This is a genomic window from Spirosoma panaciterrae DSM 21099 (assembly GCF_000374025.1).
GTDB classification, from domain to species: domain Bacteria; phylum Bacteroidota; class Bacteroidia; order Cytophagales; family Spirosomataceae; genus Spirosoma; species Spirosoma panaciterrae.
Window position 1 is genome coordinate 279,972 of the sequence record NZ_KB893184.1, and the last position, 18,047, is coordinate 298,018.

Sequence of the window (18,047 nt, forward strand, 5' to 3'; positions counted from 1 at the left end):
AAGGCGTGGGGTTAGAAAGAAAGGCTGTTTATGGTCTGTTTATCTGTAAAGTCATATTGGTGCGTCGAGAAGCCCTCCCTTGACTGCTCGACCAGCCGAAACCCTCGATAAGTGGTTCCCCAGCTACTGCCAAAATGGGCGTCGAAGAGGAGGGCTGTATGGCCGTACATGATGCTTAAGTCTTTCGTGTGATCATGGCCGTGGAAGACCGCCCGAATAATCGGATAATCGGTCAGAACCCCAAGAATGCCTGTACAGATATCCGTTGCCTGTGCATTATGAATGAACGGAATGTGCATGAATAAAAACGCTGGCACCGTGGACCGTACTGATTTCATCGTTTGCCGAAGCCAGGAATCATCCCCACAGAGTGTGTCGCCCGCTTCGTTGGATGTATCGAGTAGGATAAGCGTTACGTTGTCACGCTCCACCATGTGGTTCGTGCCATAGCCCCACAACTGTTGCCAGGTATCCAGACTAACCCGGTCATGATTGCCCCGCGTAACATAGTATGGAACCGGCAGCTGGTCCAGGTAAGCCTTGGCTTTCGGCAATAAACCATTGTTTCCTTCGTGCACCAAATCGCCGTTGATGACCACAAACTGAAGAGGGGTGGTTTGGTGCGTTTGAGTTAAAGCAGCCAGCAAATCTGTATAGTATTGATCTGATGGAGTCGACGGTTCCCCCAAATGGCCATCCGAGGCTACCGCGAACCGCAATGGTACTGGAGCGGGGGTAGGGGTTGCCGTATTCGCAGGGCGACAAGCTGCCCAAACGCCGACGGATGCGCTACCCAGAGTAGCCTGTAAGAAAAATCGGCGGCTGATAGGTCTCATAAGCAAAAAGGCTGGCGAAAGACTTTGCGTTAGGCATCAAAGGACGGATTTATACTTAAAATCCGCATTAACTGGATATTAAACCTTGATTAGCTTTGTCGCAAAGTCTGGAAGTGAAAGCCGCCTGAATGCCTTTAATCGTGCATTAATGCCAAGTCTGGGAGGGCTAAGTAGTTTTGCTTATCTACTACTGTGTAACCTTCCTGGATACATCCGTTCAGCAGTGGATTTTTTCTGATTTTTTGTATACGGTCTACCAGCATGGGACCCAGTTCGATTGGCTACCGACCAGGACACGTTTCTAGCCTGATCGACGGGAGTGTTTATCCGCCTTCAGAAAAGCTGGCAATCAGCGGGGGGATTCAAACCCTCGCCCGAAAGGTATATTTACAGCGTATCCGTTGATTGTGTAAAGCGACGAAATACCCTGAAGACGCAGAGGTTTAAACACCCTCATCTTTCTGGAAGCGTTTGCCAGAATTTTAACTGGTGGAATGGACAAGCCCGAGATGCTAGCCAGTTGTGTGCAGAAAGAATGTGATTACCCGCTTCAGATGTAGCGGAGCCACGTTTGCTCTTTGTGTCGCTCCTTATAGCTTCCATACCGTTTACAAAGCGGGTACATGACCAGAACAATGAAGCCCCATATCAAATAAATAGCCCATAACTCAACTCCGCTGCCCGTCTTTGGTCGGCCGAAGTTCGAGCCGAAAACCAGATCAGATGGTTTGAATCCCTGCAGAAAGACCATTACAAAAACAAGCGGGTGTATCACATACCAGTGCACCAGAAAATAGAAGAGGGGCGTTTTGCCATACACACACAAAATACCCGTCCAGTTGTTTTTTAGGCCTTGTACCAGGGAAAGAATGAGAAACATAATCCCCAGAAAAAGCAGACAGAATTGCAGCGAGGGAGGATATTTGGTTACGTTGATAAAGGCCAGAAACGTGTATAGCGTAGTCTTCTGGGTAACCCAGTTTACCGGGTCACCATACAGGTTCGACGCTCTTAACAGGCTGAATAAGAGCAGCGACAGTAAGCCTATTTTCAGAAATATCTTTTGCTGTCTCTTTTCAGGTAAGGTAAAAAACGTTCCGGCCCCGTAGCCGATCAGCATAATACCGAGCCAGGGAATCGGGGGGTAAGCGACCAGAAAGAGTTTTCCCGTACCGTATGGAAACGCCGAGGGCGAAAAAAGCGACAGCAGTACTTTTAAGAACACACTCTGGGGAGCGGGGATTAAAGCGACTAGCCCATGAAGAACGACAATCATAACACCGATAAACGTGATGGTCTGGGAAGACAACGGTAATAAGGCGCTGAGGATGAGAAAGCCCACGCCAATGGCTGCAATCACTTCAAAAATCAGGATTGAGAAATTAGGGTCGAACCAAAGGCCGAAATTGACCACACTGAACTCTACCACCATCAGCCAGATACCCCTTGAAACCAGAAATCGCCTTGTATCGGCCAGATTCTGTTTCGCATTCATGGACAGAAAAGCAGAAGTGCCGGAAAGGAATACGAACGTCGGGGCACATAAATAGGTGACCCACCGGGTAAAAAATAGCGCTGGTGTCGTGGTAGTCAGGTCTGTAGGAGACTGCGACAACGAGCTTGTATGCAACAGGTCTCGCACGTGATCCAGGGCCATAATGACCATCACCAGACCGCGCATAACATCAATACTGCTGTTTCGTTTCATGTTTCCGGGTAATTCGTTGATCAGGCCGTTTGGTACAGTCATTGCCAGCTTTCGATGTCCTCTACCCATTTCTGCCTCGGCATGGTGAGGCCAATCAGCAACGCTACTCCGCTGTACGCCAGCGCGTCGAAAGCACTGGCCAACAGATTGCCTCGATTGCCTACTGGGTCCCCCAGCGCACCGGGAACATGTACCAGCCAGAACCATAAAAAGATCATCAGCGAGAGCAACAGAGCGATGATTCGAATCCGTATCCCCAGTATAATGGCTATGCCAGAAGCCGTTAAGGCTATGCCCGTCAGATTGACCCAGAACAGGTGATTAGCCATCCAGTTGGGAACGGTACTTTCCAGAAACTCAGCGTAGATAATGTGAGAGATACCGTAGCTCGTCATGGTGTAGAGGAAAAATAGATTGCCATAGGGCATGATTTTTTCCAACAGAGCCAGCTTGCCGGTTGAGGGTGTCCTGAACGAGTAGGCGACCACAAAGGCTCCCCCAGCCAGGGCCAGCTCCTTCAAGGGCGTTGTCCACAGCCCCAGATGGTACAGTTTATTGGGCTCAGAGATCAGCTCATAGGTCATGTGGGTTCCCAGAAACAGCAGCAGCCAGATTCCTCCCAGCAGGAGAGCAGCTTTTTTTCGGGTACTGGGTACAAACAGTAAAGCGCCGGTGACGATCAGATAGAATCCGAACAGAGTTGCGAATGCATTCAGGAAGGGGAGGTGATGTTGATAGACCGAAAAAAATACATCCCGGAAGCTGCCAAAATAAACTTGTTGGCAACCATACACAAAAAGGGCGACCGCATAGAAAGCCCGGCCAATCTGCACCAGTTGTTTCATGGTGATCTGGGTAATGAGTGAGGTACGCTCAAAAATAGAGACAAGTCTTCAGGCCCAGATGGATTGTCTGTACACAACCCAATTCATCGGTATTCGCCGTTCACCGAAAAAAAAGGTCGTTGATCGAAAAGTGGGAGCCCCAGTAACTCACCGACCATCAAAACGCTTACCTTAGTTCGGAATGGCAAGCGAATGAACCTGAATCGAGACGTTGCTTTTACTATCGTTTTCTGGCTGCTGTATTTCCTGTATCAGTGGCTGGGGCTGGCGTCTTTGTATGGCAATTATGGCGACTACTTTATCAACGCCTGCATGGCCCTGCCCGTCGCCTTCCTTTTTTCCTGGCTCACCGTGCATTTCTTTATTAAGAAGCGATTGGCAGAGACCAGTAAGGCAACCGATTGGTTGTATCTGGTTCTGGTCTCCCTTTTTTTGCTCACCATCAGGCGCTACATCAATTATTACGTTATTTATCCGCAGTACTTTCCGAAAGCCCAGCAGATGCCTTTGTTTTCGGGGGGCAAAATGCTCGTGGAGCTGGTTAATCTGTACACGATCACCGGCTTATATGCCCTGTATTATTTTATACGATCCTGGTATGAAGAACGCTTACGGGTTCAGCAATTGGTGCAACAGACAACAAGGGCGGAACTCGACCTGCTGAAAGCGCAGGTTCAACCTCATTTTGTGTTCAATACCTTAAATAATATATATGCTACGGCCCTGCAAACCAGTCCGGAAACAGCCTCATTGATTGCGCATCTGTCGGGTTTTCTGGAGTATAATTTGTATGAAGCCAATCAGGCAACGGTGCCCTTGGCAACAGAGATTGCCTACATTGAGCATTACATCGAACTTCAAAAAAACAGGTATGGCGATAAGCTGGACGTAGCCATTACCAGTTATTTGCCCATCCATGATCTCCAGATTGCGCCTTTACTCTTATTGCCTCTGGTCGAAAACAGCTTTAAACATGGAGTGGCTGGCTCGTTGGGACTCTCCTGGATTCGTATCGATATCTCCAGACAGCCTGGGCAGTTTTCGATCAAGATTGCCAATAGTAAGGACGAACAAGGCGCGACCCCTATAGCCACTACCGGGGGAATCGGCCTGGCGAACGTAAAAAAAAGACTGTCCTTCATTTATCCAGATACGCATGAACTCACGATCATTGATGAGCGGCATTCGTATTTGATTAGTTTGACGATAAAAACGGTAAAAAATGACGAACTGCTTAATCGTTGATGATGAAGCACCCGCCAGGTCGCTCCTTAATCAGCATCTGTCAACGCTGAACGGCTTTCGCGTTTTAGCCTCTTTAGACAATGCGGTCGATGCGTTCACATTTTTGCAGACGAACCCGGTCGACCTGGCTTTTCTGGATATTCAGATGCCTAAACTGTCGGGGCTTGAGTTGATACGATCCATAAAGGCCCGGCCTAAAATCATTCTCACGACAGCCTACCGGGAGTATGCAGCGACGGCCTTTGACCTGGACGTGATCGATTACTTAGTAAAACCAATTACCCAGGAACGCTTTATGAGGGCCGTGTCAAAATACCTGCACTATCAAACGGTACCCGCGTTGCCGTCACAGATTCTGAGCCGCTATGAAGAGACGTATATGTTTTTTAAAGTTGGCCGGGATCAAATAAAGATTTTCCTGAAGGACATTGTTTTTATTGAGGGATTTGCTGACTACATAAAGGTGCACACGAACGAAAAGGCTTATGTAGCGTCAGAAAAGTTAGGGTATATGGAGCAGAAACTGCCTGAGGATAAGTTTATTCGAATTCACAAGTCATTTATTATTGCCTGGGATAAACTCATCAGTTACAATGCCGATCAGGTTAATCTGGTGAACCAAACACTTCCGCTGGGTCGATTATATAAAGGCGTATTTCTCCGAAAGTTACAGACCGGAACGGTAGGCTTACCACCATTTAAGAACAATACGTAGCCGAGCTGGTTCGCTAAAACAGATGAGCGAATACCCAATAAACCAGCCCACGGCCACAAGGAGCAAGAGCAGGTGGCCAATGCCTGTTACGACTCTTTCTGCGTATAATGACAGGGTCATGGAAAAGACTGACTTTACGGATAAACAATTTGGCTCATCATAGACTTTGGTTGGTAACTAGTAAGTCATATGAGAATCCTTTTCTTTTTTTCGGCCGCTGAATCAGCACGGCCCGTTGGTTGCTCGTCTTTAAGGAGCCTTCCCCAATGTATCAAGTATCTGCCACCTGTAACGGATTAGTTAGCTATGCCATCGCCAACACGTCGACTGCGCGTTGCCATCCTGGGTGGGGGGCCGAGTGCATTGTTTATGTATAAACGCTTGATTGAATCCGGTCGTAATGACTTATGCATTGAGATCTTTGAGCGCTCCAGTCAACTGGGTGCCGGTATGCCTTATAGTGCAGCCGGAGCCCGGGTCGAACACGTAACCAACGTATCCGGTAATGAAATTCCCACACTGATAACCTCATTGCCTGAATGGCTAAAAACGCAGCCATTGGAACGGCTTGAACAGTTTCAGATTGATCCCCACCAGGTTAGCCCCTATCATGTGGTACCCCGGCTTTTGTTTGGGCAATACCTGGCGGCTCAGTTTGATTTACTGCAACAACGAGCGCTGGTTCGGGGGCTGGAAACACAAGTCCACTTCAACTGCGCCGTGACGGACCTCCGCGATGAACCGACCAGTCAGACCATATGGGTAGAAACCGCTGACCAGCACCAGCGCAACGTTGATGTTGTGATCGTATGTACGGGCCATTACTGGCCCACTAGCCACGAAGGCAAGGTGCCCGGTTATTTTGATTCGCCCTATCCACCGACTAAGCTCGCGCTGACACTGAATCATCCCGTTGCCATCCGGGGGGCTTCTCTGACAGCTATCGACGCCATCCGTACACTGGCCCGGTACAACGGACACTTCGAAAACGATGCAACGGGACAGCTTAGGTATTATCGGTCGGAGGCAGTCCCCGATTTTCAGATGGTGATGCATTCCCGGCAGGGGCTATTACCTGCCATTCGGTTTCATCTGGATGAGCCCCTGATCTCCCAGGACGACCAGTTAAGTCCAGATATGATTGCGGCCAATCGGCAACAGAACCAGGGATTTCTATCTCTTGATTTTGTCTTTGATAAAGTCTTCAAAGAAACTTTGAGAAAGAAAGACCCGGTTTTCTATAACCGTATCCGAGAAATGAACCTGGAGGCTTTCGTCGACGCGATCATGGGTATGCGCGAGCAGCAGGATCCATTTGTTCTCTTTGCAAACGAATATCAGCAGGCCGAACAATCCATCCGGAAGCATGAGTCTATCCACTGGAAAGAAACGCTGGCGGTGCTGAGCTACGCCCTGAATTACCCCGCCAAATATTTTTCGGCAGAAGACAGCCAACGTTTGAAAAAAGTGCTCATGCCGTTAATCTCGATCGTTATTGCTTTTGTACCACAGCAGTCGGCTCGGGAACTATTAGCCCTCCATCAGGCTGGAGTATTGACCCTCAAAACGGCTGGGGAAGACAGTACAGTTACCCCTCACCCGGAAGGTGGTGCAACGTATTACAACCCGGAAGATACCGATCAGCCCCAGTCGGTACATTATCAAACCTTTGTCGATTGTATAGGCCAGCCACACCTAGCGTTTGAAGATTTTCCATTTAAGACCTTGATAAGAGACCAGACGATTAGCCGGGCGCGACTGCGCTATCAGTCGGATGAAGCGGGGCTGACTGCCCTGCGGCAAGGCAATCAGGATGTGGAGCAGCTCGCCGATGGGGCGTTTTATCTGACCGTACCGGGCCTGGCCATCAATGATGATTTTCAGGTTGTTGGTCCGCAGGGGCAATCCAACCCCCGGCTCTATATCATGGCAGTGCCACACATCGGAGGGTATAATCCGGATTACTCAGGACTGGATTTTGCTGAAGCTGCTTCTGCTCGTATTGGCAAACACCTGTTGCAGATTGACCACGCACAAACGAATGCATAAGACGCTGAACAGTCGGTTGAACCCAGAGAACAGAAAAGAAAATTAGGTATGATTGTTAGTACGAAAGACTTCGGATGGGAAATCATTCATCAGCAGGCACATGGACTGTTAGCGCTTCAACTGGCGCTGCAATGGGCCACCGAAAAGCGACCCATCAACTGGGCAGAAACGCTGGTGGCGCTCACGGAACACGATGACGGACAGGATGCCTGGGAGGGACGTAACCATCTGACACAGGCGGGGGCTCCGCTGGATTTCAATATCCAGATGTACTCAATAGCGCAGGCACGCCGAATGGTAGAAATAGCCCTGGAGAAGAGCCGCTGGAATGCACTGATGGTGTCTATGCACGCTTCATTTTTGTATGAGCCTTTGCGAAACGAACGCCCTGAAATGGATGAATTCCTGGAACAACAGCGCAAAAACCAACGGGATTGGTTGAGAAAGATGAAGGCTACTGCTGCACAGGCCCAGTATGCTTATGCGTTTCTGCAGTGGTGTGATGCGTTTTCTTTACTCCTGTGTCAGGATTTGCTACCACCTGAGGGGCGCCGGTTAGAAATTAGTAAGGGGCCCGATGGCAAATCGTATTTTGTTTCGAAACAGGAAGATAACTGCCTGTGTGTTGAACCCTGGCCCTTTAAAGAGGACTCGTTTGTTGTAGGCGTTGAAGCTTTTCAACTTAAACAGTTGGCTTTTGAAGACGATAAAGTTCTGTATGAAGCGATTCAACAGGCGGATATCCTCCGCCATGAATGGACTTTGAAAAAGGGCAAATAGGCGAGATAGGCCGCAATGCGGTAATGGATTTGGTGGTCGGCTGTCAACATCCGGTTTCGATGTACCCAGGTTTATTTAAACACCTGTTTGCTTACCTTTCCTTTCGCTCCAACGGCATAGCAGGTGCCTTTCACACAGGCCATGGCATGAAAGCCTTCCGTATCGAGCTTTTGCCAGGTTTGCCCCTGATCAGCCGACAGGCTGGTGCCGGATGGGCCAATGGTCAGCAACCGATCTCCGGGGAGTAAAGCAACGGCTTCTTTCAGACCTGCCGGATCGGTTTGCGCAACCGTCTGCCAGGTTTGTCCACCATCGCGAGAGATGGCTACGTTTGAACCAGGCTGGTTTTCCTGTTTATAGTTACCTCCAACCACTACACCCACTTTGTCGCTGAAAAACCGCATGCCAAAGAGGCCAGTCGCTTCGCCACCCGGCAAAGGGGTATTGCTGACGGTCCAGGTTTTACCTCGGTCGCGGGAGTGGAAAACACGACCGGCCAAGCCTCCCCCCGACGCAATCCATACGTTTCGTTTCCCCTCAACCACCAGACTGGTGCCACTGGCCGCAAAGGCCGCTTCGTTCGGTTGCATGAGTGGTAATGCCGATGGCGGAACAGGTTGCCAGGTCTTTCCGCCATCGTCGGTTGTCAGGATTGCCCAGCGTCCGTCGATGGGGTCGCTGAATACAATGCCGTGCTGACTATCCCAGAAGTCGATACCATCGAAGAAAATCCCTTTTTGTTCCGTTTTATAAAGCAACGTCCAGGTTTGCCCGGCATCGGTCGTTTTGTAGATGCGTGCCTGATCCTTTTCGGCGGGTCCGGCGCTCATGAGGTAAGCCGTTTGCGCATCCACAGCGTGTACATCCCGGAAATCGCACGTTGGAGCGTCCGGAACCGTACCCGTTTGCCAGGTTCTGCCTCCATCGGCCGTTCGGACAAAAGTTCCTTTGGTGCCGCCAATCCAGACAGCGTCAGCACTAGCCGCACTAACCGCCCGGAAACTGGCATCGGTACCGACCGACTGGGGCTGCCATTGAGCGATGCTGCATAGAGGGGTCAGGAATGTGGCAAGAAACAGGTGTATGATGAGGTGTTTATAAGTCATGGGTTGCATAATACTGTTGAATACTTTCGGTGAGCACCTGATACATTTCGGAAAGCCGGGGTTGCGATTGCAGGTACGTCAAATGTTTGTCGAGGGTAACCAGATCGGACCGACGAGCGGGGCCGGTCTGAACATCGGCTGGATTCCCAACGGCCAGACCTTTCCGAAACGTTTCGGAAATGAGCGGCTTGAGCAGATCGAATTCTAATCCTTGCTGTACCGTTAAATCATGAGCCAGCGCCATGAGATGATTGGTGAAATTACAGGCAAATACAGCCGAAATATGCAGGGTAAGCCGTTCTTCGGACGAGACGATGTAGACAATATCGCTAATGTCCTGCCCAAGCTGCACCAGTGCTTCTTCGGTTGACGGGTCAGAGGCTTCGATGCATAAAGGAATCCCCTCAAAAGCCATGAACGACCGCCCCCTGGTAAATGTTTGAAGGGCGTAAAAAACACCCGTCCGAATGGGCACGTCGCTGTAAATGGCCATCCAGTGTTCCAGATTCTTAAGCGACTGACCGCCGGAGGTATGAACCAGAATGGCATTTTCGGGAAGAACCAGTTGTGAGCAAACCGTTTCGATCGCCTGATCCGAAACCGCCAGAACAAACAGCCGTGATGGACTGTCGGCAAAATTCAGGTCGGAGTGTGTGCGGGCATCGTATAGATTACTTACCAACTGTCGGGCATGCTGAAGCTGTCGACTATAGACTTCATTGATGTGATGCCCCGCGTTTTCGAGCGCTGGGGCAAGGTGCCAGGCCAGGTTACCTGCACCGATAAACGAAATTTCCATACCCAAGTATAGGCATTTTGCCTGAATCAGAGCTTCTATTGGTCGTTTCTCTTACGACTGCTAACCGATCAATCATGTAGACAGAATATGGCCCGGTAATTGTAAGGCGTTTTACTGTTCTGGATTAATTAATCGACAATCACAGCAAACTATTCGTATGACATCACCTTAATGCTTAATTTTGGGGCTTATCTTTAGCGAATCAAAGTATAGCCTATTAAAAAATCTATTAATCTGTTAGACGAATGGGCCGTTTTTGGCCGTTTGATAGAAAGACATTCCATACGCTACTAATTCTGAACCCGAAAGTACCCTCAATGGTGAACCCTTACTTTGTTCACATTCCTGTTATCCATCAAGCTTTTTCCGTCGTTGGTCGTTTCTCATTTGGCGCAAATGGGTGGCTGACGCTGGGATGCTGGATATTGCTTGGATTAGGGGTAACAGTCGGGCAGAACCAACCCGCACCAGCCCGGCGAGGAGCGGCTGCCCGACGGCAGCAGGCCGCCAACGATTCGGCACGGGCCGAAGCCCGTCGGAAAGCCATTGCCCGGGCCGATTCGGTTAAGCAGGCTATTCAGGACCGAAACGATAGCATCCGGGCGGCACGGAGCGCCAACCGTCGGCCAACCGTAAACTGGCCCGATCGCCGGGCAACGCGTTTCTCCGAGCGGCCCTCCCGATCTCCGTTTATTTTACGAGACCCCAAAGGTGTTTCGACCGATTTCCGGCTTGGCCCTAACGGAGGGATTGGCGTAACGGAGCGCGTACGTTCGGGGGTATCGTTATCGGGCGCTCCTCCGGCCAATAATACACCAGGGCGCAATGAACCGATTACCCCGGCTACCTCCACAACAACCGCCCCTGGGCAACCGATCCCTGGATTATCATTACCACCGTCGCAGTTTGGCTTACCCTACCGACCGGCCGAAACGATCCCTTACTCGACCTATAATCAGATTCAGAATCAGACGCTTGAACAGAATCTCTGGCGCGAATACGGCGCGAAACGGGATGGGCAGAGCGCCATTAGCGGACGGGGCCTGATTCCCAAACTTGAGCTTCCGCCTGTCATTGATCGGCTGTTTGGCGGTAGTCAGGTCGATTTCAAACCAAACGGTTTTGTTACGCTCGACTTTGGGTATCTTTATCAGTTCAATGATAATCCAGCCTACCCGGTTCGTCAGCGTCGGACCGGGAACTTCCTGTTCAACGAACAGATCAGCATCAACTTCAACGGAAAAATTGGTGAAAAGCTCGGCGTATTGGCCAACTTCGACACAAAGGCCAGCTTCAATTTCGAGAATGCGCTGAAACTTAATTACCGACCAGGAGGAGGGCTCCCCGCCTTCGGTACAGGGCAGGGCATGCCGAGTTTACCGGGCTTACCCAATGCGCCCAATTTGCCGAATGCTCCCAATATTCCCGGTGTGAATGGGTCAATGCCCGGAATGCCCAATTTTACCCCTCAGAACGAGAGCATTATTCAGGGGCTGGAAGTCGGTAACATCAGTTGGGCCGTCAACAGTCAGCTTATTCCGGGGGTTCAGAATCTGTTCGGGATCAAAACGCAACTGCGTTTCGGTAAACTGAACGCCACACTCGTGGCTTCGCAGCAACGTTCGCGAAAGAATGAAATCGTGCTGCGCGGAGGAACCTCAAACCGACCCTTCGAAATCCGGGCTGATAATTACGATGAGAACCAGCACTTCTTCCTGTCGCAATTTTTCCGGGCCAACTACGAAGCTTCGTTAAAAACACTGCCGCAGGTTACATCGGGGGTGAACGTAACGCGGGTAGAAGTCTATGTGACCAACCGGACCAACACCACCGAAACCCTTCGCAATATTGTTGGCTTCCAGGATTTGGGCGAGGGTAACCCCTACAATCAGACCAATGGAAATCTGGCCCCGTTCTCCCGAAACAATCGAACCCCAACCGATAACTCGTCCAATGGTTTGTTTACCAAGCTGACCGCTCAGCCAAACCAGCCTTTCCGGCAAATCGATCAGACAAACGATCAGTTGGTCAACTCGTTCCAGCTTGCCAAAGGAACGGACTACGACCTGCTTCGGGGTGCTAAGCGGCTGACCGATAAAGAGTTCAGGTTGCAACCCGATCTTGGCTATATCTCTTTGGTGACGCCACTTCGGAACGACGAGATTCTGGCTGTTGCCTACGAATACACCTACCAGGGCCGTCGGTATAAAGTGGGGGAATTGACCGAAGATTATCAATCGCGACGAGCCGATGAAGTGCTGGTGCTGAAGCTGTTGAAGTCATCGACGCTGCGCAATAATCTTCAGTTGCCGATGTGGAACCTGATGATGAAAAACATCTATCCGCTCAGCACATCCCAAATCACGCGTCAGGGTTTCCAGTTGCGGATTATTTATAAAGATGACCTGACGGGTATCGACAACCCAAACCTTCAGGAAGGCCGTCGGACACAGAACCGACCCCTGGTCCAGCTTTTTGGTATGGACCGACTGAATCAGCAGTTGGATGCTCAGCCCGACGGTAATTTCGACTACGTTGAAAATTATACGATCGACAGTCGGTATGGAAAAATCATTTTCCCGGTATTGGAGCCGTTTGGGTCGTATCTGGAGAAGCAGTTCGATGCGGACGAAGATGCGCTAAAGGCAAAATATGTGTTCAGGCAGCTCTATACGACCACAAAAGCTGATGCCGCTCAGCTTGCCGAACGAAATAAATTTTTCCTGAAAGGGTCGTTCCAATCGGGCAATGGCGCTGATGTTCAACTGCCTTATGGGGTCAATGAGCAGTCGGTTCAAGTAACGGCCGGTGGCGTTCCCCTGACGCCGGGGCAGGATTATGTGCTGGATGGCCAGTCGGGTCGATTACGGATCATCAACGAAAGTGTAACCAATTCCGGGCGTGAAATTCGAATCAGCTACGAGCAGCCCGATTTGTTCCAGAACCAGATTCGGACCCTGATCGGAACCCGGCTGGACTATGCCATCAGCCGCGACATCAGCATTGGCTTAACGGCCATGCACATGAAAGAAACGCCTGCCGGGTTCCTCACCCGGGTGGCACTTGGTAATGAACCCGTCAACAATACGATTGTCGGGCTGAATGCCAACATTCGGAAAGATGCGCCCGGACTGACTCGTCTGCTCGACGCTTTGCCCGGTGTACAGACTAAGGAGTTATCGACGGTGCAGTTTACGGGCGAGGTCGCGCAACTGTTTCCGGGAACGAACCCAAGAGCGCGAAACGAAAGCTATCTGGACGATTTTGAAGCGGCTCGTACCATTTATGACCTGACTCGTCAGCCGACACGCTGGCGGTTAGGCGCTACACCACAGCAGTTTCCGCAAGGTTCCTTTGCCGATCCATTGCCGTATGCTTATAATCGGGCGCTGATCTCGGTCTATACGGTTGATCCCAGTATTTTCGGTTCAACGGGTGTGCTGGGTGTATCTTCCAATATTGATGTGGACGATGCCAATTCACATGTATATGAGCGTCCATTCCTGCCGCAGGAGTTGTTTCCGGGTCGGTCGGCGCGTCCTGTTCAGTTGCCTGAAAATATTCTGGACGTAGCGTATTTCCCCAATGAACGGGGTATGTACAACTACAACCCCAATCTCGATCAGAACGGACACCTTCCTAATCCAAGAGGAAATTTTGGTTCGGTGACCCGAGCTATTGCGTCGGACATCGACTTCGATAATGCCAACATCGAGAACATCACGTTCTGGCTTATGGACCCGTTTGTGCCCGGTGAATCCGGTAAAATTCGGGGCGGGCCAGAAGCGAGCCAGTTTTTTGATAACACAGGCCGTATACGGGGTGGAAAACTGGTCTTTAACCTGGGCGATATTTCGGAAGATGTTATCAAGGACAGTCGCTACGAATTTGAGAATGGCTTCCCGCTCGATTCGGCCATTAGCTCCCGAAATCCGGGTACAGAAACCACGGCCTGGGGCCGGGCGCCAACGCGTCAGTTTGTGACGAATGCTTTCCAGAGTGGTTCTCGTGAGCAGCAGGATATCGGACTGGACGGCCTCAGCAGCCAGCCGACCATTCCGGCTGGTGTAGTAGCCGAGAAAGATTTTTACAGAAACTATCTGAATACGATCCGAACCAAGGTTACCGATCCTACTGCATTGGCACAGATCGAGGGCGATCCGTCGGGCGATGATTTTAAATTTTATCTGGGCGATGAGGCCGATCAGCAGAAGTACATCATTGCCCGCTACAAGCGGTATATGGGTATGGAGAATAACTCCCCCGAAAATACCAGCGCTAACCAATATCTGACACCGGCCTCATCGACCCTGCCCGATATTGAGGATCTTAACATCGATAATACCATCAACGATAACGAAGCCTATTACGAATACGAGCTGGATCTGCAACCCGGAAAAATTGAAGTAGGCCAAAACAAATACATTGTCGATAAGGTATCCGTGCCTACAAAGGGGGCTCCTGGTGGTATCGTAAACTGGTATCAGTTCCGAATTCCGGTACGGGAATACCTGCGGAAGGTAGGGAGTATTAATGGCTTTAAATCCATCCGGTTTATGCGGATGTATCTGACGGATTTCGACAATCCGGTAGTCCTTCGCTTTGCTGAATTGCAGATGGAGGCCAACCAGTACCGTAAGTATACGGGCGACCTGAATCAGCACGGTTTGCAGGAAGTTCCCGAACCTTACGATGCCAACTTTACCGTATCGACGGTCAATATTGAAGAGAACAGCAGTACGCAGGTAACATCGCAGGGGGGCGATAAATACGTTTATTCGGTACCCCCCGGCTACGTTCGCGACCGCGATTACACCCAGCCTAACGTTGTTGAACTGAACGAACAGTCGATGCGCCTGAGCGTGACAAATCTGCGCGATGGTGATTCTCGTGGAGCGTTCAAAAACACGAATTTCAATCTGTTGTTCCGCGAGCGGCTCAAAATGTTCGTGCATATGCACAACCCCGACAACGAGAGCGGGCAGGTATCGGCGTTTGTGCGGCTTGGAACGGATTATACCGACAACTACTACGAAATTGAAATTCCTCGTCTGGTGGCTACGCTCCCAAGCGTGACCGATGCCGATGCCATCTGGCCAGCTGCTAACCAACTGGATATTGCGCTGGCAGAACTGATTAATCTGAAAGCAAATCGAAACCGCGAATTTGGCCGCCAGACTTCGCTGCCCTATACACAAACTTCCTCGAACGGTGTATATCAGATAACGGTAGTCGGTAACCCCGATTTAAGTTCGGTTCAGTCGATCATGATTGGCGTGCGAAATCCGAAAATTCTGGGGGATGGCGAACGACCGAAAACATTTACCGTCTGGGTGGATGAACTGCGGGCTAATGGCTACGACCAACATGCGGGAACGGCAGCCGTAGCCGCTTTGAGCATGAAACTGGCCGATTTGGGTACGCTGACGGCTTCCGGGCGAATCACAACTTTTGGCTTTGGGGGTGTGCAAAGTCGAATTGGGGATCGGGCCCTCGAAACAACTACGGAGTTTGGTTTATCGTCGGCTCTGGCCATCGATAAGTTTCTGCCAGCCACCTGGGGGTTGAAGATTCCATTCTATGTCAATTACGACCATCGGAATGTCGATCCACATTTCGATCCGCTCGATCCCGATATGCCCCTGGAAACGTCACTTTCGACCAAATCGAGCGAGGCAGAGCGCAACAGCTATCGTCAACTGGTGCAGGACAATACGACCCGACGCGGCTATAATTTCTCGAATGTCAGAAAGGTAAAGACGAACCCGAATGCTAAATCGCACTTCTGGGATATTGAAAACTTTGCCTTTACCTATGCTTTCAACGACATGAAGCGTACGAACATTCTGACCCAGGAGTACCTGCAACGGCAGAATAAAGGCGGCATTTCGTATACCTACAGCGCTCAGCCACGGGCGTTCGAACCATTCAAAAATGTTCAGTCGTTCGAGGCTCCTTACCTGCGCTGGCTGAAAGATTTCAACGTAACGCTGGTGCCGTCATTGGTTTCGATCCGAACCGACATGGACCGGAGTTATATCAAAACCCAACTTCGCTCGTCGGATCTGACGACTAATGGGATTTTGCCACAGTTTGAAAAATACTTCCTGTTCAATCGCTACTACGATCTGACCTGGAACCTGACCCGTAGCCTGGTGCTTACCTACCATGCCCAGGCCAACGCGATCATTGACGAACCGGCGGGCGACATTAATACGCAGGCTAAGCGCGACTCGATCTGGAACAGCATCAAACATCTGGGACGGATCAAGAATTTTGTGCAGGACATTCGGGCTACGTATCGACTGCCGCTCGACAAAATTCCGCTGCTCGACTGGATTGCCGCTGATGCTACTTATGGCGTTGGCTACCAGTTTCAGGCAAACTCGTTCGGTATTGCCGATTCGCTGGGGGTTCCGTTTGGCAATATTATCCGTAACAACCGTGAACGAGGAGTAACAGGCCGGGTCGATTTGATTCGACTCTACAACAAAATACGGTATCTGCGTTTTGCCAATACGCCTGCCCCCGTTCGGAAAAACTTCGCCCGAAACCCCGGCGATATAGAAGAAATTGAGCGGGGGGATAGTAAAGTGCTGAAAAACTTTACACGAGCTTTGCTCACCGTTCGCGGAATCAACTTCTCGTACAATTTGCAGGAGTCGACTATTTTGCCGGGCTTTCTGCCGTCGCCCAAATTGTTCGGATTAAGTGCCGAAAATGCACCAGGACTGGCTTTTGTACTAGGTGGGCAGGATCGGAACATTGCCTACAAAGCAGCTCAAAAGGGCTGGCTGACGCCCAGTACGGTATTGAATACACCTTTCCAGCAGAACATAACCAAGAAGTTTACGGCCAGCACTACCCTCGAACCGTTCAAAGATTTCCGAATGCAGATAAACTGGCGTCTCGACCGGACGGATGCCTATCAGGAGTATTTCCGACCGGGCTCGCAGGGGGGACCGTTCGAAACGCAGTCGCCAGTACGGAGTGGGCAATTCAGTATGTCGTTCTGGTCGTTCCGTACGGCTTTTAAGGGGCTTCGGAGCGATAATACATCGGTGCTGTTCGACAGCCTGGAAAGTTATCGGACGTATTTTGCGGGCAAACTTAACCAACAGGCCCGGGAAGGTGGTCGGGCCGGAACCTACGACCTGAATGCGCAGGACGTACTGATTCCGTCGTTTTTTGCCGCCTATAGTGGGCAGCAGAAAGAGAAAGCGAAGTTTTCGCCCTTCTACAATTTTCCGCTGCCTAACTGGCAGGTTACCTACAATGGCCTTTCAGGCTTAGGGTTTATCAGGAAAGCGTTTAGTGCGTTTACCATCAACCACAGCTATACATCGACCTATAGTGTTGGTAATTACATCTCCAATCTGGATTATGGAGCCGCGTATGTCAATCTGGCTGTGCAGGACTTTGGGGTGGGTACACTGACGAACCAATTGGGCCAGTTTATGCCCATTGTAGCCATGAGTACCATTACCATGTCGGAGAAATTTGCCCCAATGATTGGGGTTCAGGTGCAGACCAAGAACCGGATTAGTGGCCAATTGGCGTACAACCAGAGCCGGGATGTGGCTCTAAGTTTGTCGAATGCACAGGTGGCTGAGTTGAGCAACAAAGATCTGACCGCGTCGCTGGGCTTTACCCGGCAAAACGTCCGGATTCCATTCCGCATCAATGGAGCCTATAAAAAGCTGAAAAACGACCTGACTTTCTCCTGCGCGCTTACCTTCCGGGATACACGCACCATTCAGCGGAAACTGGATGCTGAACAGACCGTGACGGCTGGTAATGTGAATTTCCAGTTACGTCCGCAAATCAGCTACATCGTCAGTCGCCGGTTGAATTTCAACCTCTATTTCGACCGTACCTTCAACGATCCGCTTGTTTCCAACTCCTTCAAGCGAGCCACTACCTCGGGTGGTGTGCAGTTGAAGTTCAATCTGGCTGAATAGACT

At 50.5% G+C, this 18,047-nt stretch carries 10 protein-coding genes; 5 read left to right on the plus strand and 5 right to left on the minus strand.

The genetic code is table 11. The features are described from left to right. Positions 1-11 precede the first annotated feature (11 nt). The 3 genes from B153_RS0115335 to B153_RS0115350 all read right to left on the minus strand — a co-directional run bounded on the left by B153_RS0115335 (position 12) and on the right by B153_RS0115350 (position 3,389). The gene (locus B153_RS0115335) at positions 12-836 is read right to left on the minus strand and encodes a metallophosphoesterase family protein (protein ID WP_083928209.1); all 825 of its coding nucleotides are present in this window, start codon (positions 834-836) and stop codon (positions 12-14) included. A gap of 550 nt (positions 837-1,386) precedes the next feature. Next, positions 1,387-2,586: an acetyltransferase domain-containing protein gene (locus tag B153_RS0115345; RefSeq protein WP_020597613.1), complete on the minus strand. Its 1,200-nt coding sequence runs from the start codon at positions 2,584-2,586 to the stop codon at positions 1,387-1,389. Further along, positions 2,583-3,389: a hypothetical protein gene (locus tag B153_RS0115350; protein ID WP_020597614.1), complete on the minus strand. Its 807-nt coding sequence runs from the start codon at positions 3,387-3,389 to the stop codon at positions 2,583-2,585. The genes B153_RS0115345 and B153_RS0115350 overlap by 4 nt, the downstream gene beginning before the upstream one ends. Before the next feature lie 192 nt (positions 3,390-3,581). Here B153_RS0115350 and B153_RS0115355 point away from each other — a divergent pair, with 192 nt between their 5' ends. The 4 genes from B153_RS0115355 to B153_RS0115370 all read left to right on the plus strand — a co-directional run bounded on the left by B153_RS0115355 (position 3,582) and on the right by B153_RS0115370 (position 8,178). Further along, positions 3,582-4,634, plus strand: coding sequence for a sensor histidine kinase (locus B153_RS0115355; protein ID WP_020597615.1), 1,053 nt, complete (start codon positions 3,582-3,584; stop codon positions 4,632-4,634). After that, positions 4,612-5,349 (plus strand): LytR/AlgR family response regulator transcription factor, encoded by a 738-nt coding sequence (locus tag B153_RS0115360; RefSeq protein ID WP_020597616.1) that lies wholly within the window; start codon positions 4,612-4,614, stop codon positions 5,347-5,349. The genes B153_RS0115355 and B153_RS0115360 overlap by 23 nt, the downstream gene beginning before the upstream one ends. A gap of 306 nt (positions 5,350-5,655) precedes the next feature. Continuing rightward, positions 5,656-7,398, plus strand: a complete 1,743-nt coding sequence (locus B153_RS0115365; protein ID WP_020597617.1) for an FAD/NAD(P)-binding protein — start codon at positions 5,656-5,658, stop codon at positions 7,396-7,398. Positions 7,399-7,446: 48 nt separating this feature from the next. After that, complete coding sequence (locus B153_RS0115370; protein WP_020597618.1) at positions 7,447-8,178, plus strand: DUF3891 family protein; 732 nt, start codon at positions 7,447-7,449, stop codon at positions 8,176-8,178. A 71-nt stretch (positions 8,179-8,249) separates the two neighbouring features. Here the strand turns inward: B153_RS0115370 and B153_RS0115375 are convergent, their stop codons facing one another. Together B153_RS0115375 and B153_RS0115380 are read right to left on the minus strand one after the other, a co-directional pair. Further along, positions 8,250-9,284 (minus strand): WD40/YVTN/BNR-like repeat-containing protein, encoded by a 1,035-nt coding sequence (locus B153_RS0115375; RefSeq protein WP_020597619.1) that lies wholly within the window; start codon positions 9,282-9,284, stop codon positions 8,250-8,252. Continuing rightward, entirely contained in the window at positions 9,274-10,083 is an 810-nt protein-coding gene (locus tag B153_RS0115380) for a Rossmann-like and DUF2520 domain-containing protein (RefSeq protein WP_020597620.1), read from the minus strand. The genes B153_RS0115375 and B153_RS0115380 overlap by 11 nt, the downstream gene beginning before the upstream one ends. Before the next feature lie 317 nt (positions 10,084-10,400). Here B153_RS0115380 and sov point away from each other — a divergent pair, with 317 nt between their 5' ends. Then, positions 10,401-18,044, plus strand: coding sequence for a T9SS outer membrane translocon Sov/SprA (gene sov / locus B153_RS0115385; protein WP_020597621.1), 7,644 nt, complete (start codon positions 10,401-10,403; stop codon positions 18,042-18,044). The last annotated feature ends 3 nt before the right edge of the window (positions 18,045-18,047 follow it).